Below are 22,161 nucleotides of genomic sequence, written 5' to 3' on the forward strand. Positions count from 1 at the left end.
ATGGCAGATTTGAAAGACGGTTTCATCCGTTACGAACCACAGCAGTTTTCTGAACAGGAGATGCGCCAACGGGCGGAAGAGTTTTACCAGTTCATGGATAAACGCAGGTCGTTGCGCGCGTTCTCAAACAAACCTGTTCCGAGAGATGTGATAGAGAATCTGATCCGAACCGCATCAACTGCACCGAGTGGCGCGCACATGCAACCGTGGACGTTCTGCGCGGTGAGTTCTGCGGAGATCAAAACAAAGATCCGCGAAGCTGCCGAGAAAGAGGAATATGAGAACTACCATGGCCGCATGAGCGACCGTTGGCTGAAAGACCTTGAACCGTTCGGTACCGACCACATCAAACCGTTTCTGGGAATTGCCCCATGGCTCATCATCGTCATGAAGCGTTCTTACGAGTTCATAGATGGAGAAAAGAAGAACAACTACTACGCAACGGAAAGTGTCGGTCTGGCCACAGGTTTTCTGTTGGCTGCCATCCACAATGCAGGTTTGGTGGCCTTGACGCACACGCCAAGCCCTATGAATTTCCTTTCGAAAGTGCTGGGCAGGCCAGAGAACGAAAAACCGTTTCTTCTGATTCCAATAGGCTATCCTGCCAAGGATGCAGTCGTTCCCAACCTGAAGCGGAAACCGTTGGAGGAAGTGGCTGTTTTCTATTGAACCATTTTGCGCCTACGACCGGAGTTGGCATTCTTCTCCTCAATCCATCGCCCCATGTACTCTGTACTGCGTTGGTTGTGGAACATCAGCATGGAACCGATGAAATTGCGCTGGCGGTGCGCCTTCAGATCATCATGCACTTTTTCGATACGCGTAATGAGCTCTTGGCCGAGTTTGGCTTTTGGAAAGACCTTATCGATGATCTCCACACCATTATTCTGCGCCTCCACCCATAGTTCTCGATTCTTGTAAAGTTCTACGGCCGCCTTGGCAAATTTGATGGGCGTGTTGGCAATTGTTCCACTCCAAGGAAGTCCTTCCTGTATTCCTTCCGCCCCGATATCAGTCGTAACACTTGGCGTCCCGCATTGCATGGCTTCCACCAGTTTACCTTTTAGCCCGGCACCGAAACGCAATGGGGCCAACATGACCCGTGCACTCCCGATCACCTCTTTGGAATCTTCTGTGCGACCCATGATCTTAAAACCCATTTTCGGATCTTTCAAGGCGCGCACCTGCTCTGTTGGGTATGCTCCATAAACATGCATTTCTACGGTTGGCAATGCCTTACGGATGGCCGGCCAGATCTTCGCTTTCAGATAACGCATGGCGTCCCAGTTCGGTGGATGCAAGGCATTGCCGATGCTAACGAAATGAAGCCGTTCGCCCCAGCGCGCCCAATTATCCTGTTGTTCTCCACTTATCGGTTCGAGCATGAACGGCAGATGATGCAACAGCGAATCATCCACATTGAAAATGGTTTCCAGCAGCCCCATCTCGTATGATGAGATGATGAGTGAAAGGTCGCAACGGTAAATGCTGGCTACCTCGCGTTTGGCCATGTCGTTGAAAAGTTCCTTCGGTTGAAACTCGCGGCCTTCTTTCAAAACTTCATGGCGCGCATGCCGCAAAAAATGCAGATCCTCTGTGTCCAACACCCGCATGGCGTTCGGACATTTCAGTGCCACGCGCCAGCCGTACTGCTCTTCGGTCATAAACCGATCGAAAAGCACCATTTGTGGGTTCAGTTTCTTCACAAAAGAATCGAACGAGGAATCGTTCAGCTCAATGGCGACTTTTTTAATTCCCAGAGCTGCAAGATCGGCCGAATGCTCCGTTTCGCTTGCGGCACTTGCAAAGGTGATCCTCCAACCTTGCTCTGCAAACAGTTCTACCAGCTGCATCATGCGCACACCTGCTGCCGATGAGGTCGGCTCAGGCCACACGGCTCCTATTATCAGTACATCCATCTTCACGGCCGCAAATTGAAGAATTCCTTGTCATATGATTGTACAACACTTTGCAGATTTTTTAGAATTCCGTGAAACATTTAACTGAGAACTTGGACAAAGCCTCTAAAAATCGTCCTTTACAACGCGTTAAGGAATTTGTAACGATGATTGACAGCAACCTAATCAAAAACAGACCTAAGGAGTTAGAGCAGCTGAACTACTATACTGAACTACCTCAAAAATCTGTCTTTTTCAATTATTCATCACTTCCAGCATTTCTCAATTACGATCTCTATCAGTTGTTTGGGATAATGCCTAAAACATTAGACCTAATCCAAAATACCCAACCAAGTTTTCAAATTAAACCCAGCGAAAAAGAAGTAGAATACTATCAGGGCAGAAGCACTCGATTTCAAGCGATTAATGTAGTCGCCAACATTCACACGTTCAAAGACGAAGGAGACAATGTAATTGCTTACCCGTACTCAATTTCCCTCGTTCCGGGTCAGAAGCGCGCTCAACCTGATACTTGTTCGATAGAATTTCTTGCTACAGTTGGGTTAGACAAGGTTAAACTCATGGACTACTGTTTTACAGATTTGTCCCCATTCCTTCCTGTCCACGAGGGATTTTATGCGCCACTCGGTATGTTTTTCGGTAAAAATGGTGTTAAATCGTACACCGACACCATTGGCTTCATACTAGAAACATTTTGTCTCCCTACAAATGTGGATTTAACTGATGCGCTGATTTCAAGTCCAGAAAGCGTCAATGAAGAAATACTCGAAAAGTATCAGAAATACCGCATTAAGCGATACTTCAAACCGTTTGTTGACCTTAAACCCAGAAGAATCTGGGGCTGCGACTCACCGATTGAGCTTTTTCTTATTCAAGGACTAGCTCAAATCCAGATGTTTCCTACAATTCAGACTCTGATTTTTAAAGGCGGAAAAGTGTACGACAATTTCTTTGAAATGATTGCTACCAATACGTTTATTCCTGGTGATCAATTAATTACAGAGGTTGACTTGTACTTCCCGAATGAGAAACTATCGGTGTTCTGCGATTCAACCAAACATCATCGGAGTACCGTATCAAGGAAAAAAGACCTACGAATAGCGGCAGAACTGGAAAGCCTAGGTATAAAAACATTGAGACTTTCAGGGTCTGAAATAGTCAAAAATCTATCTCAAACCGTAGAAAAAGTAAGGTTAGCTTTGAACAGTAAATAAACTCAAATGTCCCTCGAAGAAGTACGTAATTACATCAATCACATCAGGCGCGAAATGGCAGGAAAACCATTATCGCGAGAAGACCTGGACGCAAATCCACTGGAGCAGTTTGCCAAGTGGATGGAAGAAGCCGTGAACGCGCAGATCTTGGATCCGTATGCCATGTGTCTCAGTACCGTGAATGCCAACGGTCATCCGTCATCGCGCATCGTGTACTGGCGCGATGTGGATCACAACGGATTCGTGTTCTACACCAACTACAATAGCCGAAAAGGAATGGAGATCGCTGCCAACCCGTACGTGGCACTCAACTTCCATTGGACGGAGCTGGACCGACAGATCCGTATTGAAGGGCCGATACACAAGGTCTCACTGGAAATGTCGGACAAATACTGGGCTTCGCGGCCGCGAGAAAGCCGCATCGGGGCTTGGGCATCTGCACAGAGCAGTATTGTCTCCAGCCCAGATCAGCTACAGCAGTCCGTGAAGGAATTGCACGAACGATTCGGTGATGGTGAAATTCCGCGGCCACCCTATTGGGGCGGTTACGTGGTGGAACCTGAACGTATCGAGTTCTGGCAAGGTCGGCCAAGCCGCTTGCACGACCGTTTTGTGTACCTGAAAAGCGGGGAAGAAGATTGGTCGATGGAGCAATTGTCACCCTGAACTTGTTTCAGGGTCTAAATAGATGCTGAATCCGCCTGAGGCGGACAGCATGACGCTCAGATAACTCTTAGAAATTCATCTCAGCTTTTGCCTCAGCAATGGCATTAAGCAAAGCTTCCACATCTTCCGTAGAAATGCGACCAATGTTACCGATGCGGAAGCAATCGGCTTTGGTGAGTTTGCCCGGATAGATGGCAAAACCTCGTTCGTTCAGTATGCTGTAGAACGTATTGAAATCGAAGTTCTTGCTTTCAGGATGGTTGAACGTGGTGATGATGTAGCCTTGTTTTTCGGCAGGCAGATATTCGGTAAAACCCATGCTGCGCATACCGTTTACCAACGTTTGGTAGTTCTTCTGGTAGCGCGCAGAACGAGCTTCCACACCGCCTTCTTCCAGCAATTCTTTAATAGCCTGACCGTAAGCCAAAAGCGAATGTGTCGGAGGCGTAAAACGGAACTGTCCGTTGTTCTCCAGGCCTTTCCATTGTGCGTAAAGATCGAGGCTGAGTGAACGGGCGCGGCCTTCACATTCCTGCAAGGCATCGCGTTTTACCAACGCAAAACTGAACCCAGGCACACCTTCAATACACTTGTTGCTGCTCGAAACAAGGAAATCGATGTTGCATTCGGCTAAGTCAACAGGCACGGCACCGAAACTGCTCATGGCATCGACCATGTAGCGTTTTCCGTGCTTTTCGACTACGGTACCGTAATCCTTTATCGGGTTGAAAATACCTGTGGTGGTTTCGCAATGCACCACGGCCACATGCGTTACGCTTGGGTTGTTGGTGAGGAAGGCGTCCAATTCTTCTACCGAAGGCGATTGGTCTTCATCGTAGGTCAACGCATCGAGCTTGATGCCATGAACCTCCGCCATTTTGCAGATGCGTTCTCCATACGCACCATTCACCAACACGAGCAAATGACCATCCTTCGCCAAGGCGGAAGAGATCATGCTTTCCACACCAAACGTTCCAGAACCCTGCATGATCACACACTCGTAGCCTTTTTCCTGACTCACATTTCCGAGTTCCAGGAGCTCATTGCGGATGTCCTTTACGAGTTGAATGAACTCGAAATCGCGCGAGCCAAGATCGCGGAGCATGGCCTGTTTCACGGTCATGGAAGTGGTGAGCGGGCCAGGTGTAAAAAGCAGTTTGTCTTTCAAGGGTTACGAATTACGAATGATATACGAATATGACGAATTACGAATTTGATGAACCACAGAGGTCACGGAGAAGAACACAGAGTTCACAGAGGACGAGTTTCTTCCCTTTGGGGAGATGCCGCAGGCAGAGGGGCTTTTCATCTGTTCAACAACAGTTTTCTGCGTTCGAAATAGATGATGGCGAAGATGGTGAACACCACTCCGATGATGGCCAGCGCGTAGCAGGCGTAAGTGAAAAACGTCAGCCAGTCCATGTCGCTGACAAAAAAGTCTTTATAGAATAGCACGGCCACGCTGCCGAGATAGCCAAATGCATCCGCCAAGTAAATAAGAAAGCCTGCGTTGCTCGGGTATTTGAAGGCCGCAATCAGACGTTCGAAAAGGATACAATTGAACGGAATGTAGCCCATGTATGCTCCAAAACCCGTGAGCATGATCCACGGAATGGGTCCGATCAACCCTTGATGGAAAAGCCACGTGCTTGCGCCAACCGCAGCACAGCCCAAACCGATGATGATGTGATTGACGGTGAGCGCGATCATATTGCTTCGGATAAACATGATGAAACCCAGCAACACCAACACTCCGATGGTCACAGGAACTTCGGTTGTGGTGAAGATCTCGGGCTCGTCACCGAAACCAAGCTGCGCCAGAATCTCGGCCATGAAGTTGTCGCGGAAATCGCGGAAGGCCGTGAGCATGATGTAAACGATGATCAGCGAGGTCAAACCCCAAGCGAACTGTAAAAAGAACGCTTTCCGCTGCGCGCCTGTCATCGGGTCGCGTCTGGTGCGGAGTTCCTCGTCTTCGGCAGACGGATTCGGGACCAACGAAAGCATCCCAACGAAAAACAAAAGCGGCAGCGCGAAAATGCCACCGACAGCCGCAGGCATCCAGAAATCGGAAACACCTTCCAGCAACAGCCATTTTCCTACGCTTTTCACAAACCCCGAAGCGAAAATGAAACTGGCGCAAAGTCCCGCGCCCATCAGTTCGGTAAAGCGTCTTCCTTCCAAGAAACTGAACACCAAGCCCCAAACCATTCCGAGCGGAATTCCATTCAAGAACAAGAAAATCCATTTGAGTTTGACGGGAACCACAGCAAAGCCGAGCAGGGCGATCTCGGCAACTCCTATCAACGCCAAAATGGCCAATCCGCGGCTGTTCCGACCCATTTCGGAGACCACCTTGATACCAATGAATTTGGAAAGCGTGTAGCCCAGAACCTGCGCAATGACAATGGCCGATTTGAAGGAAAGTCCCCAGAGGTCATCGATGCCTTCGTAGCTCGCAGCCGAGAACGGTTTGCGAAAAGCGTACATGCACGAATACGTGGAAAATGCCGCGATGATAGCGTAAAGCGAAAGCACCAATCCGCTGGTTCCTGCCAACCATTTGGTGATGCTATTTCCGAGAGATTTCAAGACCGCAATTTGGGAATTCCCGCATTCGGCAAGTTTGCGGAATTGTTAAGAAAAATCACCGTGTTCAAGGTTTAAGTTTCTGCTTAGGATGACGTTTGTGATGAAATACCGAGATTATCAGAACCAACTTCCTCATCTCATCAATTCTGTAAACCACGGAATAGGGAAACTTTTTAAGAACAAACTCGTGGAAACCAGCATCAGAAACAGGCCAACGGTGCGGAGTTTTACATATCAGGTCAATCGACTGAAAAACTTCCTTTGCAAAGTTCTCAGATGCCAACTTGCTTCGGTCGCGATACCAATCGGTTGCGTCATCAAATTCATATTGCGCTCTTTCTTGAAAAACATGACCATAAGAATCGGTCATATTATTTCCTGTTGATGATTCGGTTGATCCGTTCTCGACTTTCTTCTGCAGTAAAGGCCCTTTCCGTTCCGTTCTGGTATGCTTCCCATCTTCTATTCATCTCGGCAAGGACTTCAGGATCATCCAAAACAGAAGTTTGCCTCTCTGAACCACGTATCAATTCCAAGAGCTCTTCAAGTTCCTCTTCAGGATATTGATCGATCAGATCGTGCAACTGTTTTCTGATGGCTGTCGGACTCATATTTTAAAGGTACAGAAAGCAGGTCAAATGTCGTAGCCGTCTTCGGTAAGACCAACCTCCGCCCATTCGCCATCAATAAGGATGACGCAGCTATCATAACCGACATCCAAAAGCAATTGCGCGGCCGTTTCAAACTCACCAAGAATCTCATCGGGCGTGTGGCCATCGCTATTGATCTGCACAGGAATATCCAGTTTCAAAGCTTCTTCCAAAACCCACTTGCTTGGGTAGGTCTCGTTCGCGCGTTTCTTGTACAGGCCGCGTGTGTTCACTTCCATGATGGCGTCCGACTTGGAAATGACTTCCAACGTGTTCATGACCTCCTCGCGATACCAAGCTTCATCTTCAGAGAAGAAATGCTCTTTCAGGTTCTGCATTTTGATCTTGTCGAGATGACCGATGATCTCGGGGCAATCTTCCACGACCATTTCTCGTGTGAGCTCAAAATAGCGTCTCACCGCTGCCTCCACATTTCCATCAAAGATCTCGTACAGACCTTTTTTGAAAGATTCCAACGTGCCGTCAATTTCCCAGCCTTTTCCTCCCGTAAAAGCATCCACGAAGTGAATGGAACCGACCGCGTAATCAAGTCCAGCGGTCTGCAAGAACTCGGCCGTTGGCCCCATTTTCTCTGGGATGTAATCGACCTCCATTCCGAGAAGTATCTCAATCCTGTCCTCGTATTTGCGTTTGAGGCGATAGATCTCGTTCACGTACTCATCCAGTTCATCCAGTTTCATTGCCCATTTGCAATCGAAAAACGGAATCGGTGCGTGAGATGAGAAGCCGTAGGTTGGCATTCCGAGTGCAAGCGCTTTGCGGATGTAATCCTCTGGCGCGTTGGTGCCATCACAGAAATTCGTGTGGCTGTGGTAATTCGTCCAAGACATGGATATGTGCTGAGGCGATTAAGTTATGAGGCAATGAAGTTATTAATTCGAATCAATGAACCGCACTCAAATGTGCGATTGCCATGTTTTTGTAGCGGTGCATATCTGGAAGCGGAATGTCCACTTCCTTGGCCAGTTCGTCCCAATGGCGCATGCGGATGATGGTTTTGAAAAGCGGATCTTTTTCAAAATCGGCTGCTTCCGTTTCGGTCATCACGCCACCTTGGTACTCCAAGGTCTTTTTGGACGCTTCCGAAAGCTTGCCATAGTATTCTGAATCAGCGAAACAGAGATAACGCTTGGCTTCCACGTGACTCTGTACCAATTTGGCAAGGTCTTCTGAAAAACCCCTTTCGCGAAGGAAATCGGCACCGAGTTTTTCATGCTCCATCACGCCATAACCGCCCATTTGCGGTTTTTCACCATTCATCTCGCAGAGATGACCGATGTCGTGAAACAGCGCGGCAAGGATCACTTCATCTGAGAAGCCCTCCTTCTCGGCACATTGGGCCGCTTGGCAACCGTGCTCGATCTGTGAGATGGCCTCACCAATGTAATCGGCATTTCCGAATCTGTCGAAGAGGCCGAAAACCTCATCAACACGCATTTCGATGGCTTTTTCAGGCATTTGCCAGTTGCAATTTCTCTTGGAGGTAGCCTTTCAAATGGCCAACCGTTGGCAACAATCCGTCATTATCAAGCTTGGAAAGCTCTGCTTCGGTGTGAGAACCGTTGGTCACCGCCAAACTGTAAAGACACTTTGCGTTGCGACCAGCGGCCAGATCCACAGGCGTATCGCCCACTTTCACCACTTTCTTCGAATCTTGAATTCCGAACTGCTTCATGGCTTTCTGAATCATGAACGGATGCGGTCTTCCTTTCACTACCTCATCAGAAGTGATGCTCATGTCGATGAAGGAATTTCCTGTTGAAACGTAGTCTTCATCCAACCCTTCATCCCAGCCGAGGTTCTCCAGAATAATGTCTGTCACCTCACGGTAGAAACCTGTGGTCAACGCCACTTTCACTCCGTTTTCGCGAAGCCAGTTTATCACCTCCACCGCACCTTCGGTCGGCTTGGAATCGGTGTTCTCGTAATGCGCCTCAAGCAGATCGCGGAACGTGTTGTACGATTCCTCCACCTTGTCTTCCAGGTCTGGGTGATCCTTCCCCAATTTCTCTCGCCAAAAAGTTTGGAACACCACGATCTTCGACCAACCCATCATGGCATTGATCTTATCGCGTGAAACCTTCAGACCCGTCTGCGCACAGGCCTCGTAAAAACAATCTTCGATCTCGCCATTGTCAACGATCGTTGTCCCAGCCATATCGAATACTACAAGAGAAATCTTATCAGAAAGCATGCTTTGAATTTTGGTGCGAAAATATCCTTGTTCCGATCACTTATGCAAATCGAAAGGATTAACTCGCAATTAAATCAGGCTCTGAGGTAAAAATCCTCGCCCATTCCGAACATTTCCTTGATCTCGACCTTCTCACCATCACGATTTTTAATAAAACCATTGAAGAATCCGTACGGCCCTTGGTATTTGCTTCGGATGATCAGCGCATTCACATCCACGGCCGTGTGAATGACAGGTCGGAATTCGAGATCGACCTTGCCGTAGTTGTCTTTCACGTACCAGGTTCCTTTGTAGCCGTCAGGGCGAGTTACACGAATCGGTGGCAGCACGCTCAACTTTCCATCGTGCCAAAGGCAGTTCTCGTTGTTCTTTTCGTGGTCAAAGATCTGATTGTCGGTACAGTTGAATCCGATAAGTTTCCCTTCAGCATCGCGCCCCATTCCAGTTACCCAATCATAAACCGTTGGATATGGATAATAACCTTTGTGATCATCAATGATCAGCTGACTGAGTTTTTCAGGGAACGGAATCACATCATTTCCGAACTGAATGCTTCCCGAAACGGGCATCAGACATTTGTGCGAATACATGGCGCGTTTTTCGGAAAACGGCATGCAGACAACCATCGGTTCATAGCGCTTCGCGTCATGGTTTCCCTTGAATTTGGCCTCCACATTCGGTAAACCTTTCATGTTTTTGATGGATGCGGTGAGTTCCAGCAGATTCTTGTTGAGATCGTGCTTCGCGTGAAGCGAAAAGTTCTTGCTCTTGTAGCTCGATTCCGTTCCATACAGACCCGTTGCGACATCAATCGACCATGGAGCAACTTTCTTCTCGTAGCGGTATTTTTTGTTGTTGAGGATGTCGTAAACGATGAACTGCACCAGCGAGATCTTCTTGGCATTGTAGATGGCCACCATCACGAAGTGTGTTCCATTGCTGATCTGAAACGCCTGCCATTCGCGCAGTTGCATCCATTTGAACAGGCGCGGCAGCGGCAGTTTGTACGGCCGCTCCGCATCGATCAAATTCGGGTTTGCGATCGGTCCATCAAACGATGCATACTGGAACTTTCCGTTCTCAAACAGTTGTGCTGGCGCAGGCTGCAATGGCCGCTTGTAGGTTTTGCTGCTCATGCTACGAATGTAGGATGAAATGCCGCGTATGGTTCAGGCGGTCTTGGCAATTCCCGATAAGTAAACCTGTAGTGAGACACTTCGCGGAATGGCAGCTTTCCGTCTAATGGCCGTCCTGTGCTTTTCAACCGCTTTCAAAGAAATTCCACTACGCTCCGATATTTCCTTGCTTGTCCAGCCGTGGGCGATCATTCCGCAGGTACGCAACTCGGAAGGAGTGAGTGAAGGATGATTTTGGGCGATCCTACTCTGTACAAGGGTATCTGAGTTTTGATTGGTCGTTGACTTCCGTGCTGCTCGGATCAAACGACTGAAACGCCCTTTGGCATTGGGCGGAACTTTATCCAACATTTCATCCAAAAGCACATCATAGTTGGCCAACCTGTTCAGAAGAAGCTCCTTTTCGTTGGAGGTCGTTTCAAGGATCTCTTCCAGTTCAGCGGTCTTTCTGATCAATTTCTCATCCTTCTCGCGCAAGCGTTCCATGTGATAGATCGCTTCCCACTCGGCCAATTTGGTAACGCTCTGCTCGTTCAGGTGCTTCTGGCGCAGCTCGGCCATTTGTTCATGATGTTCCAAGGCCGAGGCCAGATCGCCCATGGCCTTGTAAGCCCGATAGAATCCACTGTGCAGGTCTATCCGCTGGCTGTAGTCGGTCGATTTCGCATCCATCAACTGATATGCCGTGTTCAGGCTGGATATTGATTCGTTCCACATATTGGCATCGGCATGAATGCGAGACATGGTGAGGTGCAGATTGATCTGAATGGGCGCGGGCAGATCGGTGGCTTCGGCAATGGCCTCGTTCATTTGATCGCGCGCTTCCTCCAATCGCTTCATTTGTCGCAATGTGTCGGCCCTGCCTCCAAGTGCCTGCACCCAAAGCGGCATTCCTCCCGCCTTTTTCAGGTATTCGGAACCTTCGGCCCAACGTAGAAGTGCCTTCGAATGGTCCCCCAGCTGCGATTGCAACATGGCAATGTTGGAGAGAATGATCCCCGCATGGAAATCGCCACCTACCGAAAGTCGCGCGTTGAGCGATTCTTCAAAGATCTCCAGGGCCTCTTTCTTCCTTCCAAGCTCGGCAAGTGCTGCGCCAATGGACATTCTGATGTTGGACAGTGCGCCCAGATCGTTCGTAACGGTGATGACCTTTTCGGCCTTGCGGTAACTTTCCAAGGCCAAGTTTCCGTTGCCCAACCGCTGGTAGGCCATGCCCATGGTGGCCAGGGTCCACGCCCGAAGTTTTTCAAACCCTGAATCGTTCATCAATTCCAACAATTGATGCCCCACCTCTATCAGTTCGGGAAACTGGCTTTTCTGATAGTGATGGTAGCATTGCTGGTGGTAATATCTCACCCGAACTTTGATGGGGGTGTTCTGGTCAATGCGATCGCCCACAAATGCAATGTGCTGCTCGGCCGTGTCGAGCTCCATTTTGAAATTGGCCCCTTGGGCAAGTGTAAGCCTTGCCAAAAGAATCTGGTCTTTATTTTTTGCCTTTTCAGCCAGCTCCAATGCTTGCAGGGCCAGTTCTTCAGCCTTCTTACGGTCCGTCTCGCGAAAGCTCCAAGCGGTATCGTTCAGTTCACTCAGTTCATCTGTCTTTGACATAAGGCTAAATGTATGCTATCCCATTCTTGTTCACAGAAAAAAAAGTCCCGAACCACGTTTGGGTTCGGGACTTAAAACATTACGCAACGTCTCTAACTTACTTCACCATCAGCTTGTTCATGCTCAAAGGCACTGCCTTGGCATTGCGAACAACCATGGTGTACATTCCCGCAGTCAAATTGCTTGGGATTGCAACGCGGGCGATCCGAGAACTATTTGAAACGGAACTTGAAAACACTTGCCGTCCAGCAAGGTCTACCAACTCAATCGTAACTGCATCATTGTGATCGGACAGATCGATGTTCAGAACATCTCCGCCAATTACTGGGTTCGGATAGCTCTTCAACGCGTTGAAAGAAAGCTCATCTCCGACAGAATTTGCGAGAGCCGCAGCAGATGGTCGGTAATAAACGGATGATATGGCTCCCTGCGCATCAAGGTTGATGTTCAACACAGTTGTAGGAAAATCCGTAACATAGAACACGTAGAAGTCAGGGTCGTTTCTTACGCTTCCCTGGGTTAGTCCGAATGCTGTTAATAGCGGTGCCGGGGCCAACTGCCCGCCAAGGAAAAAGCTGTCCAGTACGGTGCGTCCATCAACCTTCAGCAAGAGCGCGTCCAAACTGCCTGAAGGATTTCCGTTCTCATCAGGAATCATCAGGGTTCCTTCTCCTACCACCGTGCGGGTCTGTGTGTAGGTTCGTTTTTGAAGACCCGGTGCGTTGGTAAGGTTGTTTGCAGCCACGGTCAGGTTGAACTGGGTGCTCTCTGTGTAGCTTTCAGTCCAAGTAGATTGGTAAGACATTGGAAACTTCAGCGTATTCAAACGTCCATCGAATTCCTGCACCTGATCGGGAAAATTGAGTGCATCGTTCGCTCCACCTGTAAATGCCGTGATGGAATAGGTCGTGTCCATCAGCACGCGCCCCTGAGAATACCAGCCGTTGGCATCAACTGCTTCGTAAACACGTGACTCATAATCGAACACCTGAAATGTCAGCAATTGCTCCCTATAGTTCAAGGCGGTAGGATAATCCGGGTCGCCAGAGGCATCCATCCAATCGGTCTCAAAGGTTGCAATGGTTGTCAATGCAGAATAGTCCCAGGTCTGGCCTGTTCCTTCAGTAGGCATTGCAACCCCCGACACGGACGCCTTGAAACCGATGTCCGTATAACCGGCTGGTCGCGGAAAATTGCTCTGACCGATGGTCACCTGCGCCAACATTGGCAAGGTCAGTAAACACAGAATTGAAGTAAGGGTTGTTCTCATGATTTAATGGTTTTAGTTTGTTGCCGTAAATTTAAGTGCCCCATACACTATCAAACCCCTACTTAAACCCTACTCACTCATCTTTTCCGTATTGGCAGATGTGAAACCGAAAAACATAACGGTCATTTTCCGAGTCTGCAACGCGGTTTGCCAACCCGAAAGCAATTATCCCGTATTCTTACGGCATTGTTCATGAATTGCTTATGAGAAACTTCTTTTTGGTCATAGTCACTTTGGCCGCTTACGCATACCCAACCTTTTCTCAGAACTTTCAAGGTGCGCAGGCACAGAAAGTGATCACAGGAAGTGAATCGGTTCACATTGACCAGCGCTCTGGAAATGTGGAGTTTGTCCGTTTCCACGAGAAGGCAAGATTCCCAATGTCGAATTTTCCAGCATGGGCCAAGAAAGCCTTGGAATTGACTGGTTTGGAGCTTCGCGAAGTGAGAACCGAAGTGGATAAACTGGGAATGCAGCACGTGCGCTATCAGGTTGTGCAGAACGGAATTCCTGTTTTCGGAGCGTTCATCTACGCCCATGGCGAAAATGACATCATTACTTCGTTCAACGGTCGATATCCGAAGCAGATCTCAACATCAACAAATAGCATTTCAGAAGCTGCCGCGCTCGAAGCGGCCAAGCAACACATTGGTGCAGAAACCTACAAATGGGAGCTTCCTGCCGAGGAAACGCATCTGAAGTGGGAAACAGGAAATTCGTCCGCAACCTATTTCCCGCAAGGAGAATTGGTTTACATCAACCCTGAATTCGATTTCTCGAAACCTGCCGATTTCAGACTTGCCTACAAATTCGACATCTACGCACAGAAACCGCTTTACCGCGCAGAGGTTTTCGTGGATGCCCAAACAGGTGAAGTGCTGTTTGAGAACAGCCGCATCCATGTGGCCGATGCAACAGGTACTGCCCACACGGGTTATGTGGGAACGCAGACCATCATCACCGACAGCTACAATGGCGGTTACCGTCTGCGCGAAAGTGGGCGTGGTGGCGGCATCCGCACCTTCAATATGAACTCTGGCACCAGCTATGGGAATGCGGTGGATTTCACAGATTCGGACAACAACTGGAACAACGTGAACGGCAATTTGGACCAGTATGCCACCGATGCACATTGGGGTGCCGAAATGACCTACGATTATTACCTGAACGAGCATGGCCGCAACAGCATTGACAATGCCAACATGCAGATCAACAGCTACGTGCATTACGATCAGGCTTACGACAATGCATTTTGGGATGGGCAGCGCATGAACTACGGTGATGGGAACGGCCAACCACTGACCGCGCTCGATGTCTGCGGCCACGAAATGACGCATGGCGTAACCGAGAATACGGCAGGACTTATCTATCAGGATGAGTCTGGCGCTTTGAACGAGTCCTTTTCGGATGTTTTCGGAACTTCCGTGGAATGGATACAGAATCCGTCATCGGGAGACTGGTTGATCGGTGAGGACCTGGGTACCTTCCGTTCCATGAGCAATCCGCCAGCTTATGGCGACCCAGACACTTACAACGGAACCAATTGGGCCACAGGCACGGCCGATAATGGCGGGGTGCATACCAACAGTGGCGTTCAGAACAAGTGGTATTACATTTTGGTGGAAGGCGAAAGCGGCACCAACGATATCGGCAATTCGTACAGCGTTACCGGCATTGGGTTGGCGGATGCACAGGCCATTGCCTATCGCAGTTTGACCGTTTACCTCGGTCCAAGCTCAGAATATGCCGATGCGCGTTTTTATTCCATTCAAGCAGCCGTTGATCTTTTCGGAGGTTGCTCGCCACAGGTCATCGCCACCACGAATGCATGGTATGCGGTCGGTGTCGGCAATGCGTTCGATGCCACGGTTGTGAGCGATTTTGCCGCTTCGGTCACCTCCAACTGCCAAGCGCCTATCACCGTCAACTTCACAAATTTCAGTGCCAATGGTGCTGTTTACACCTGGGATTTCGGTGATGGAAATACCAGCAACGATGTCAATCCATCGCACACATATTCCAGCAATGGCGTTTATACAGTTTCCCTTTCGGTGGATGGTGGCAACTGCGGAACGGATGACCTTACCCTGACGAACTACATCAGCATCGACCCGAACAATCCGTGCGTGGCGTTGATGCCTGATGACGGAAGCCAAACGCTTACGTGGTGTACAGGAACGCTGTATGATGATGGCGGCCCGAATGAGAACTATCAGGACAACAATAGTGTGATCACGACCATTTCGCCCGTTGGAGCCACTTCGGTAACGCTCAATTTCAGTTCCTTCTCCTTCGAATCAGGCTATGATTATCTGTATGTGTATGATGGCCCGACCACGAACAGTCCGCTGATCGGGCAATATGACGGCAATACGCTGCCAAATGGCGGAACCATCTCATCCACAGGAGGAGACATCACTCTCCGACAATTTTCTGACACGTACGTGAACGAATCTGGTTTTGCACTTACGTGGGAGTGTACGCAACCGAACTCGCCACCGACTGCCAATTTTGCTTCTTCCATTCAGGTGACGTGCAATGGCGAAGTGAGTTTCACCGACCAGTCCATAAATGGAGCAACTTCGTGGATGTGGGATTTTGGTGACGGAAATACTTCCACCGACCAGAATCCATCGCACACCTACCAGAATGAAGGAACCTACACCGTTTCGCTTACAGCCACAAACGGTTTCGGAAGCGATGCCGTTTCGTACAATAATCTTATTGTGGTAGATCGTCCCGATGGCCCAGATGCATCAGGCGATTCGCGCTGCGATGCGGGTTCGCTGGCTCTTTCAGCTTCTGGTTCGGGGACATTGAAATGGTACGACCAACCAACTGGTGGCACACAGGTTGGTACTGGAAGCACGTTCAATACACCAAGCCTGAACTCTACCACCACGTACTACGTGGAAAATGAGGTCACTCCCACGACCTACAACATCGGCCCAACCGATAATTCGTTCGGTGGAGGAGGCAGTTTCAACGGAACGCAGAGTCTGATCTTTGATGCTTACGAAGCGTTCACCCTGAAAACCGTGAAAGTGTACGCAAATGGGGCTGGCAACCGAACCATCGAACTCAGAAACAGCAACGGAACCGTACTTCAATCGGCCACGGTAAACATTCCTGATGGAACCCAGACTGTGACCCTGAACTTCAACGTTCAGCCAGGCACAGGCTACCAACTGGGAGCGTTGGCCAATGCCGATCTCTACCGAAATAGTTCTGGGCCGAGTTATCCATACACGGTTGCGAATGTCGCTTCTATCACCAACAGCAGTGCGGGAACGGATTACTACTACTCCTTCTACGATTGGACCATTGAAACTCCTGGCTGCATCAGCGATAGAACGGCTGTTGTGGCAGAGGTTACGGCCGCTCCAATTGGACAGGACGCCAGCCGCTGCGGTTCAGGCTCGGTAGATCTTGGCGCAACTGGAAGTGGAACGCTGAACTGGTTTGATGCCCCAACGGGTGGAAATCAGGTGAACACAGGGACGAGTTTCACTACGGCAAGTCTCAACCAAACGACCTCCTATTATGTGGAAAGTGAGATCATTCCCGCACCTTTGAGCGGTGGTCCTACCAACAACAACTTCGGAACGGGCGGCAACTTCAATAACGTTCAGTCTTTGCTGTTCGATTGTTTCGAGCAGGTTACGTTGGTTTCTGTTCGTGTGTATGCGCAAGGAGCAGGGAACCGAACAATAGAGTTGCGCGACAATGGAGGAACCGTCATCCAAAGTACCACGGTCAATATTCCTGATGGAGAAAGTGTGGTACCGCTGAACTTTACGCTGCCTGTTGGAACCGACCTTCAGTTAGGCACCTCGGCAGGGCCGAATCTTTACCGAAACAATTCGGGGCCGAGTTATCCGTATGATGTGCCTGGCGTGCTTTCCATCACTTCCAGCACGGCTGGAGCCGACTACTATTATTTCTTCTACGATTGGGTGATACAGCAAGACGGTTGCACCACGGGCCGAACGGAAGTTGTGGCCACCGTCAACGAACTCCCGAATTCGGCCATTTCGGGGAACACGACCATCTGTGAGGGATCTTCCACCACGCTTACGGCTACTGGTGGTGACAGCTACGCTTGGAACACGGGTGCCATTACGGAAGAGATCACCGTGACACCGAACCAGACCTCTACTTACCAAGTGGAAGTAACGGATGCAAACGGCTGTTCTTCTTCCCAACAGGTGAATGTGACCGTGAATCCACTTCCATCGCAACCGAGCATCAGCGTAAACGGTTCGCTGCTCGAATCTTCTTCAGGAGCGGGCTATCAGTGGTACCTGAACGGAAACCCGATTGCGAACGCAACAGATGCGACCTATGGACCTACTCAAACGGGCGATTATATGGTGGAAGTATTTGATGCGAACGGCTGCTCTTCCCTTTCGGACCCTTACAACTGGATCACGGTTGGAATTACCGAGAACGAACTCGGCCTGAACATCTATCCTGTTCCGTTTTCGAGCGAACTCAACATCCGAGGCACTCAGAACATGGAACAGATAACCGTGATGGACATCAGCGGCCGAATTGTTTTCAGCCACGCACCGAATCAGCCATCGGCCGTTATCCCAACCGCAAATTGGGCCAATGGCACGTACCTCATCGCCATCCATCTTGGCGAGAAGGTCGTTCAGCAAAGAATCGTAAAGTCTGAATAACCCGTTATTGGATCATTTCAGAAGTTGTTCTGCCTTTTCGATCTGCGCAGCATCGCCATGCAGCATCAGAAGGAATTTACCTTCCTCCAAATGCTCGTGGTATTGCACCACATGGTCTTTCTTGATGCCCAATGAAGTGAGCACCGTGGCGATTCCGCCACCAAGAAGACCGATGTCGAAACCTGCAATGGTGCCGATGACCGCTCCTGCGCCATAAAGAATACCGAATCCAGGAATGGCAAACACGCCCATGCCTGTAAGTAGGCCGACTATTGCCCCAGCTCCAGCTCCCAGAAACGCGGGGGCGTCCTTGATCGGCTCAGTCGAGCGCATGTGAATATGGTCATCAACCAATTCGGCCTTTCCGATAACGGAAACGGCCTTGGCATCGAAACCATTATCGATAAGCTTTCCTGCCGCTTCCAGTGCTTCCTCGTGCGAATTGAACACCTTGATATTTGCTTCCATCTCTTCCGTTTTTTAGGATTTATTATCTGGTTTGGAACAATCTAAGAACTGAACAATCTGTAGATTGCCTTACCGAAAGTAGAAAAGACGCAGATAGAACCATAACCGTTTACATAGTTTAACATTGGAACGCTGAAATTGCACCCACAGAATGGCAAAGGAGGTAGTACTTAAAGAAGGTTGGAATGAGGTCTTAAGAAACAGAGAGTTCTTGGCAGAACTGGTCTTTACGGCCGTTCTGATAACGGGGCTTCTCATGTTTCTGACCAACTATTTTGAGTACATCCAATCGCGGCCTGGCATTTACCTGAACGACCCGATCCTTGAACGGATTCCCGCGCGGAACCTTTCCAACTACATTTTCTTTCTACTGTATGGAGTGATCATTTTTGCTGCTTCGCAATTGGCAAAGAAGCCGCGATTGCTTTTGGAAGCCATTCAGATCTATTGCGTAATCATGCTCCTGCGCATCCTTACGCTTTATCTGGTGCCGCTTGAACCTTCAACTGAAATGAAGGTACTGCGTGACCCGCTGATCGATTACTTCATCTACCAAGGTCAGATGATCTCGAAGGACCTGTTCTTTTCTGGCCATGTTTCAACGGCATTTTTAGCAGTACTGATGGTGGAGAAAACATGGCAGAAGTTCCTGCTTGGTGTTGCCGCCATCATCATCGCCATTATGATCCTGATTCAGCATGTGCATTACACAATTGATGTGGTGGCGGCACCGATCTTCACCTTCACCAGTTTTTACATGGTACGAAAGATCCATTTAAAAGGGTGGAAGATTTTGGCGGATATGAAAAGAGCTTAGCGAAGCTCCTAACGCTCGTCACAGTATCTTGATCTCCACCCTTCTGTTCTTCTGGTGGAGGCTTTCATCGCAGTACACGCCATCCGAACATTTGTTCAGCAGACGGCTTTCGCCATACCCGATGGGAACCACGCGCTTCACATCAACACCCGCATCGCGCAGATAGTCTGAACAGGCTTTCGCACGCTTGTCGCTGAGGTCACGATTATATTCGTTACCGCCACGGCAATCGGTGTGAGCACTGAGCTCAATGCGCGCTTCGGGATGCTCGTTCATGAACTTCACCAAACGGTCGAGGATCGGCAGACTTTCTGGCAACGGTTGCGCCTGCGCCAGACCGAAATAGATATTGTCGAGGTTGATGACCACATCCTTCTTCACCTCAATTCCCAGTTCGATGTTTCCGAGCTTGGCGATGATGCTGTCTTTCGGGGTTCCCGCAGGCACATCGATCACTTTCGGTTCGTAGCCTTCCTTCGAAAAAGTGATCACGTAATTCGTTTTCGGATATAGTTCAAAGCTCAGCGCACCTTTCTCATCACTCAATTTCTCCGTCCACTGGTTTCCATTTGAAAAGGCCACGGCCACTTTCGCCCCTTCGATCGGTTTGGTGCTGACCTTATCCATCACCAACGCATTGATGGAGAACGGATATAGAATCTCGTTGAAGTAGAAGATCTGATCGCCACCGTTTTCGCCCTCGCGGTTAGAGGAAATGTAGCCTGTAGCGCCATCCGCGTTGAATACAACGGCAAAGTCATCTTTGGATGAATTCAGGCCACGACCTGCATTCTCGCGCTGCGTGAAACCGTCTTCCTTCTTCTCCGAACGGAAGATGTCGTAGCCACCGAAACCAACTCCGCCATTGGTGGCGAAATAAAGCGTGCCATCAATGAAATTCGGGAACATCTCGTTGCCTTTCGTATTCACCTTCGGGCCCAGATTGAGCGGTTTACTCCACACGCCCGCACCATTGCGCGTGATGCTGTAAACGTCATAACCGCCCTGTCCACCAGGCATGTTGGAGACGAAATACATGGTCTTTCCATCAGCCGTCAGGCTCGGATGCGTGCAGCTAAACTGAATGTTGTTCATGGGAAGCTCCGTGATGTTCGTCCACTCTCCGTTGATCTTCTCGGCCTGCATGATCTTCAGCACGTTCACCCCTTCATCGCTGATGTTGTGCTTGGCCTTCTTCTTCACGTTCACCTCATCCTTTTTCGAAGCATTTCTACTGAAGAAAAGGAACTTGCCGTCAGGGCTCACACACGGACTTCCCTCGTAGTATTTCGAGTTCATTTCCTTGTTCAATTCCTGTGGTGCGCCAAACGTGAGGCTGTCCGACCGTGTGGCAAAAACCAGGTCGTAATACACCGTTTCATCCTCTGTTTCCTTCTTCTGTGGAACGGAATAAAAACCGCCTTCATTGGTCACTGCCAAGCCCATGCTCCGTCCGCCTGTGGCGATGTTGGTCGCAAACAGTTGGAACTGCGGTCTGTCTTCCTGATGCGTGGGTGCCCACTCGCAGGTTTCGAGCAGACTTTCCACACTCTTGTCTCCAGCCTTGGCCGCATACTTTTCCAGCACAACCGAAGCCTCCATGTACTTCTTCTGATTGATCAGCACCTCGCCATAATGCAGCATAGTGGAAGGTTGAATTTCCTTCACATCCATCAGCTTGGAAAGCTCCGCCTCGGCATTCAGGTATTCATTCAAATAGTAGTGGCAATTGGCAATACGCTCGTGCTCATGCACGGTCTTTTTGTCAATTGCCGAATACGCGTTCAGCGCCTCACGGTACTTGCCGAGGTTGTAATAATTGTCCGCCACTTCAACGGGACTTTCGCTTTGCTGCGCGAATACACCAACGCTCGAAAGCAGCAACAAAAGTGTACCGAATGTTCTCATTCTGAATATCATCTGTGCGTTCATTCTCAATTAAAAACGTGGTGCATCGATCTTCACTGGCTGCGTGTTCTTCACCAGATTGAACAGCAGCATGATCTCGTGGCTGCCCGAACTCACTTGGCTCAACTGCGTGAAGTTGTAATCGTAGGCGTAGCCCAATCGGAAATACTTGGTGATGCGCACGTTGGCCATCGCCACCATGATCTTCTGCGAACGGTACGAAGCGCCAATGGCGAAAATGTTGTTGTAATCGACCATCATGTTCACATCGAACTGAACAGGCGCGCCATAAACAAACTTCATCAGGAAGTTGACAGGCAGATTCCACTTGTCGCTGAGTTTGAACTTGTAACCCGAATGCAGGTGATAATGCAGCGTCTTGTAATCGAAACCGATGTTGCCCTGATACCCGCCCAAATTGTAGTAGATGATCTGGTTGTCAAGTATCCGCGGCAGCGCAAATCCGATGTAGAACCGCTCCATGAAGAAATTGATTCCGAACTTGAAATCGGGCGCGGCAAAGGTCTTGGTGTTGGATGAGAAAACAGGGTCGCCCGCATCCGTGGTTTCCACATCGCTCAAATTGCTCTTGAGCATGGCCACGGTGGCCGAAAGTCCGAACGCCAACGAACTCTTCTGCGATAGCGCGAGCCGATATGCGTAGCTGAGCGAGATGTCGGTGCGGTTGTTCACCCCGATCTTATCGTTGAAAACCGTGAGACCGAGGAAGTTCTTGCGCTTCTTGAATGGCACATTGAAACTGGCACCCGCCACGCTCGGTGCGCCTTTGTACCCGACCCATTGCTGGCGATAGACCAACGCCCCGTTCATCTCCTTGCTCATGGCAATGGAAGCAGGATTGAGGAACGGTTGGTAGAGCGAATATTGCGACAGATGCAGCTGTTGCTGCGCCTTCGTTTCTGTTGATGTTGAGATGAGAATGCCAATGATCAGCATGCCGAAAAGGATTCTCACAGAGCTGTATGTAACGGTTCTTTTCATTGTGA

General features: G+C 49.5%; 19 protein-coding genes. 5 read left to right on the plus strand and 14 right to left on the minus strand.

Translation table 11 applies throughout. The annotated features are described in order from the left end of the window. Nucleotides 1-669 carry a nitroreductase family protein gene (locus tag GC178_08880; GenBank protein MBI1287678.1) on the plus strand — a complete coding sequence of 223 codons (669 nt, stop codon included), beginning with the start codon at nucleotides 1-3 and terminating at the stop codon, nucleotides 667-669. Here GC178_08880 and GC178_08885 read toward each other — a convergent pair. Then, a complete protein-coding gene (locus tag GC178_08885; protein MBI1287679.1) occupies nucleotides 663-1,919 on the minus strand; it encodes a glycosyltransferase in 1,257 nt (418 codons plus the stop codon). The genes GC178_08880 and GC178_08885 overlap by 7 nt on opposite strands. Nucleotides 1,920-2,068: 149 nt before the next feature. On the opposite strand from GC178_08885, the gene GC178_08890 reads away from it, so the two are divergent. Both GC178_08890 and pdxH read left to right on the plus strand, forming a co-directional pair. Further along, complete coding sequence (locus GC178_08890; protein ID MBI1287680.1) at nucleotides 2,069-3,133, plus strand: hypothetical protein; 1,065 nt, start codon at nucleotides 2,069-2,071, stop codon at nucleotides 3,131-3,133. Nucleotides 3,134-3,139: 6 nt separating this feature from the next. Next, on the plus strand, nucleotides 3,140-3,799 hold the full coding sequence (pdxH, locus tag GC178_08895) for a pyridoxamine 5'-phosphate oxidase (protein MBI1287681.1): 660 nt from the start codon (nucleotides 3,140-3,142) through the stop codon (nucleotides 3,797-3,799). A gap of 67 nt (nucleotides 3,800-3,866) precedes the next feature. Here pdxH and GC178_08900 read toward each other — a convergent pair whose 3' ends face one another. The 10 genes from GC178_08900 to GC178_08945 all read right to left on the minus strand — a co-directional run bounded on the left by GC178_08900 (nucleotide 3,867) and on the right by GC178_08945 (nucleotide 13,276). Beyond that, nucleotides 3,867-4,967 (minus strand): 2-aminoethylphosphonate--pyruvate transaminase, encoded by a 1,101-nt coding sequence (locus tag GC178_08900; GenBank protein ID MBI1287682.1) that lies wholly within the window; start codon nucleotides 4,965-4,967, stop codon nucleotides 3,867-3,869. 137 nt (nucleotides 4,968-5,104) lie between these two features. Beyond that, nucleotides 5,105-6,370 carry a hypothetical protein gene (locus GC178_08905; protein MBI1287683.1) on the minus strand — a complete coding sequence of 422 codons (1,266 nt, stop codon included), beginning with the start codon at nucleotides 6,368-6,370 and terminating at the stop codon, nucleotides 5,105-5,107. An 85-nt stretch (nucleotides 6,371-6,455) separates the two neighbouring features. After that, entirely contained in the window at nucleotides 6,456-6,761 is a 306-nt protein-coding gene (locus GC178_08910) for a hypothetical protein (protein ID MBI1287684.1), read from the minus strand. A 1-nt stretch (nucleotide 6,762) separates the two neighbouring features. After that, on the minus strand, nucleotides 6,763-7,002 hold the full coding sequence (locus GC178_08915) for a hypothetical protein (GenBank protein ID MBI1287685.1): 240 nt from the start codon (nucleotides 7,000-7,002) through the stop codon (nucleotides 6,763-6,765). Between the two features lie 23 nt (nucleotides 7,003-7,025). Beyond that, on the minus strand, nucleotides 7,026-7,892 hold the full coding sequence (hisJ, locus tag GC178_08920; protein ID MBI1287686.1) for a histidinol-phosphatase HisJ: 867 nt from the start codon (nucleotides 7,890-7,892) through the stop codon (nucleotides 7,026-7,028). Between the two features lie 52 nt (nucleotides 7,893-7,944). After that, nucleotides 7,945-8,499: an HDIG domain-containing protein gene (locus tag GC178_08925; protein MBI1287687.1), complete on the minus strand. Its 555-nt coding sequence runs from the start codon at nucleotides 8,497-8,499 to the stop codon at nucleotides 7,945-7,947. Nucleotides 8,500-8,512: 13 nt separating this feature from the next. After that, the gene (locus tag GC178_08930) at nucleotides 8,513-9,256 is read right to left on the minus strand and encodes an HAD hydrolase-like protein (protein ID MBI1287688.1); all 744 of its coding nucleotides are present in this window, start codon (nucleotides 9,254-9,256) and stop codon (nucleotides 8,513-8,515) included. 74 nt (nucleotides 9,257-9,330) lie between these two features. Then, a complete protein-coding gene (locus GC178_08935) occupies nucleotides 9,331-10,392 on the minus strand; it encodes a DUF2804 family protein (GenBank protein MBI1287689.1) in 1,062 nt (353 codons plus the stop codon). Between the two features lie 33 nt (nucleotides 10,393-10,425). Then, nucleotides 10,426-12,006, minus strand: coding sequence for a tetratricopeptide repeat protein (locus GC178_08940; GenBank protein ID MBI1287690.1), 1,581 nt, complete (start codon nucleotides 12,004-12,006; stop codon nucleotides 10,426-10,428). Between the two features lie 97 nt (nucleotides 12,007-12,103). Further along, nucleotides 12,104-13,276 carry a T9SS type A sorting domain-containing protein gene (locus GC178_08945; GenBank protein ID MBI1287691.1) on the minus strand — a complete coding sequence of 391 codons (1,173 nt, stop codon included), beginning with the start codon at nucleotides 13,274-13,276 and terminating at the stop codon, nucleotides 12,104-12,106. Nucleotides 13,277-13,479: 203 nt separating this feature from the next. Between GC178_08945 and GC178_08950 the strand changes: the two genes are divergently transcribed. Beyond that, the gene (locus tag GC178_08950; GenBank protein MBI1287692.1) at nucleotides 13,480-17,961 is read left to right on the plus strand and encodes a PKD domain-containing protein; all 4,482 of its coding nucleotides are present in this window, start codon (nucleotides 13,480-13,482) and stop codon (nucleotides 17,959-17,961) included. A 12-nt stretch (nucleotides 17,962-17,973) separates the two neighbouring features. Here GC178_08950 and GC178_08955 read toward each other — a convergent pair whose 3' ends face one another. Then, the gene (locus GC178_08955) at nucleotides 17,974-18,429 is read right to left on the minus strand and encodes a hypothetical protein (GenBank protein MBI1287693.1); all 456 of its coding nucleotides are present in this window, start codon (nucleotides 18,427-18,429) and stop codon (nucleotides 17,974-17,976) included. Nucleotides 18,430-18,580: 151 nt separating this feature from the next. On the opposite strand from GC178_08955, the gene GC178_08960 reads away from it, so the two are divergent. Further along, nucleotides 18,581-19,246, plus strand: coding sequence for a hypothetical protein (locus GC178_08960; GenBank protein ID MBI1287694.1), 666 nt, complete (start codon nucleotides 18,581-18,583; stop codon nucleotides 19,244-19,246). Nucleotides 19,247-19,264: 18 nt separating this feature from the next. On the opposite strand, the gene GC178_08965 is transcribed toward GC178_08960, so the two are convergent. Further along, nucleotides 19,265-21,178: an OmpA family protein gene (locus GC178_08965; protein ID MBI1287695.1), complete on the minus strand. Its 1,914-nt coding sequence runs from the start codon at nucleotides 21,176-21,178 to the stop codon at nucleotides 19,265-19,267. A gap of 6 nt (nucleotides 21,179-21,184) precedes the next feature. Then, on the minus strand, nucleotides 21,185-22,156 hold the full coding sequence (locus GC178_08970; protein ID MBI1287696.1) for a type IX secretion system membrane protein PorP/SprF: 972 nt from the start codon (nucleotides 22,154-22,156) through the stop codon (nucleotides 21,185-21,187). Nucleotides 22,157-22,161: the final 5 nt, after the last annotated feature.

The sequence above is a fragment of the Flavobacteriales bacterium genome, assembly GCA_016124845.1.
GTDB lineage: Bacteria > Bacteroidota > Bacteroidia > UBA10329 > UBA10329 > UBA10329.

Bases quoted from the DNA above. Each gene is read 5' to 3' on its own strand.
- GC178_08925 (MBI1287687.1), bottom strand. From the start codon at position 8,499: ATGCGTGTTGATGAGGTTTTCGGCCTCTTCGACAGATTCGGAAATGCC.
- GC178_08950 (MBI1287692.1), top strand. From the start codon at position 13,480: ATGAGAAACTTCTTTTTGGTCATAGTCACTTTGGCCGCTTACGCATAC.
- GC178_08885 (MBI1287679.1), bottom strand. From the start codon at position 1,919: ATGGATGTACTGATAATAGGAGCCGTGTGGCCTGAGCCGACCTCATCG.
- GC178_08930 (MBI1287688.1), bottom strand. From the start codon at position 9,256: ATGCTTTCTGATAAGATTTCTCTTGTAGTATTCGATATGGCTGGGACA.
- GC178_08960 (MBI1287694.1), top strand. From the start codon at position 18,581: ATGGCAAAGGAGGTAGTACTTAAAGAAGGTTGGAATGAGGTCTTAAGA.
- GC178_08970 (MBI1287696.1), bottom strand. From the start codon at position 22,156: ATGAAAAGAACCGTTACATACAGCTCTGTGAGAATCCTTTTCGGCATG.
- pdxH (MBI1287681.1), top strand. From the start codon at position 3,140: ATGTCCCTCGAAGAAGTACGTAATTACATCAATCACATCAGGCGCGAA.
- GC178_08955 (MBI1287693.1), bottom strand. From the start codon at position 18,429: ATGGAAGCAAATATCAAGGTGTTCAATTCGCACGAGGAAGCACTGGAA.
- GC178_08965 (MBI1287695.1), bottom strand. From the start codon at position 21,178: ATGAACGCACAGATGATATTCAGAATGAGAACATTCGGTACACTTTTG.
- GC178_08945 (MBI1287691.1), bottom strand. From the start codon at position 13,276: ATGAGAACAACCCTTACTTCAATTCTGTGTTTACTGACCTTGCCAATG.
- GC178_08880 (MBI1287678.1), top strand. From the start codon at position 1: ATGGCAGATTTGAAAGACGGTTTCATCCGTTACGAACCACAGCAGTTT.
- GC178_08935 (MBI1287689.1), bottom strand. From the start codon at position 10,392: ATGAGCAGCAAAACCTACAAGCGGCCATTGCAGCCTGCGCCAGCACAA.
- GC178_08940 (MBI1287690.1), bottom strand. From the start codon at position 12,006: ATGTCAAAGACAGATGAACTGAGTGAACTGAACGATACCGCTTGGAGC.
- GC178_08915 (MBI1287685.1), bottom strand. From the start codon at position 7,002: ATGAGTCCGACAGCCATCAGAAAACAGTTGCACGATCTGATCGATCAA.
- hisJ (MBI1287686.1), bottom strand. From the start codon at position 7,892: ATGTCTTGGACGAATTACCACAGCCACACGAATTTCTGTGATGGCACC.
- GC178_08910 (MBI1287684.1), bottom strand. From the start codon at position 6,761: ATGACCGATTCTTATGGTCATGTTTTTCAAGAAAGAGCGCAATATGAA.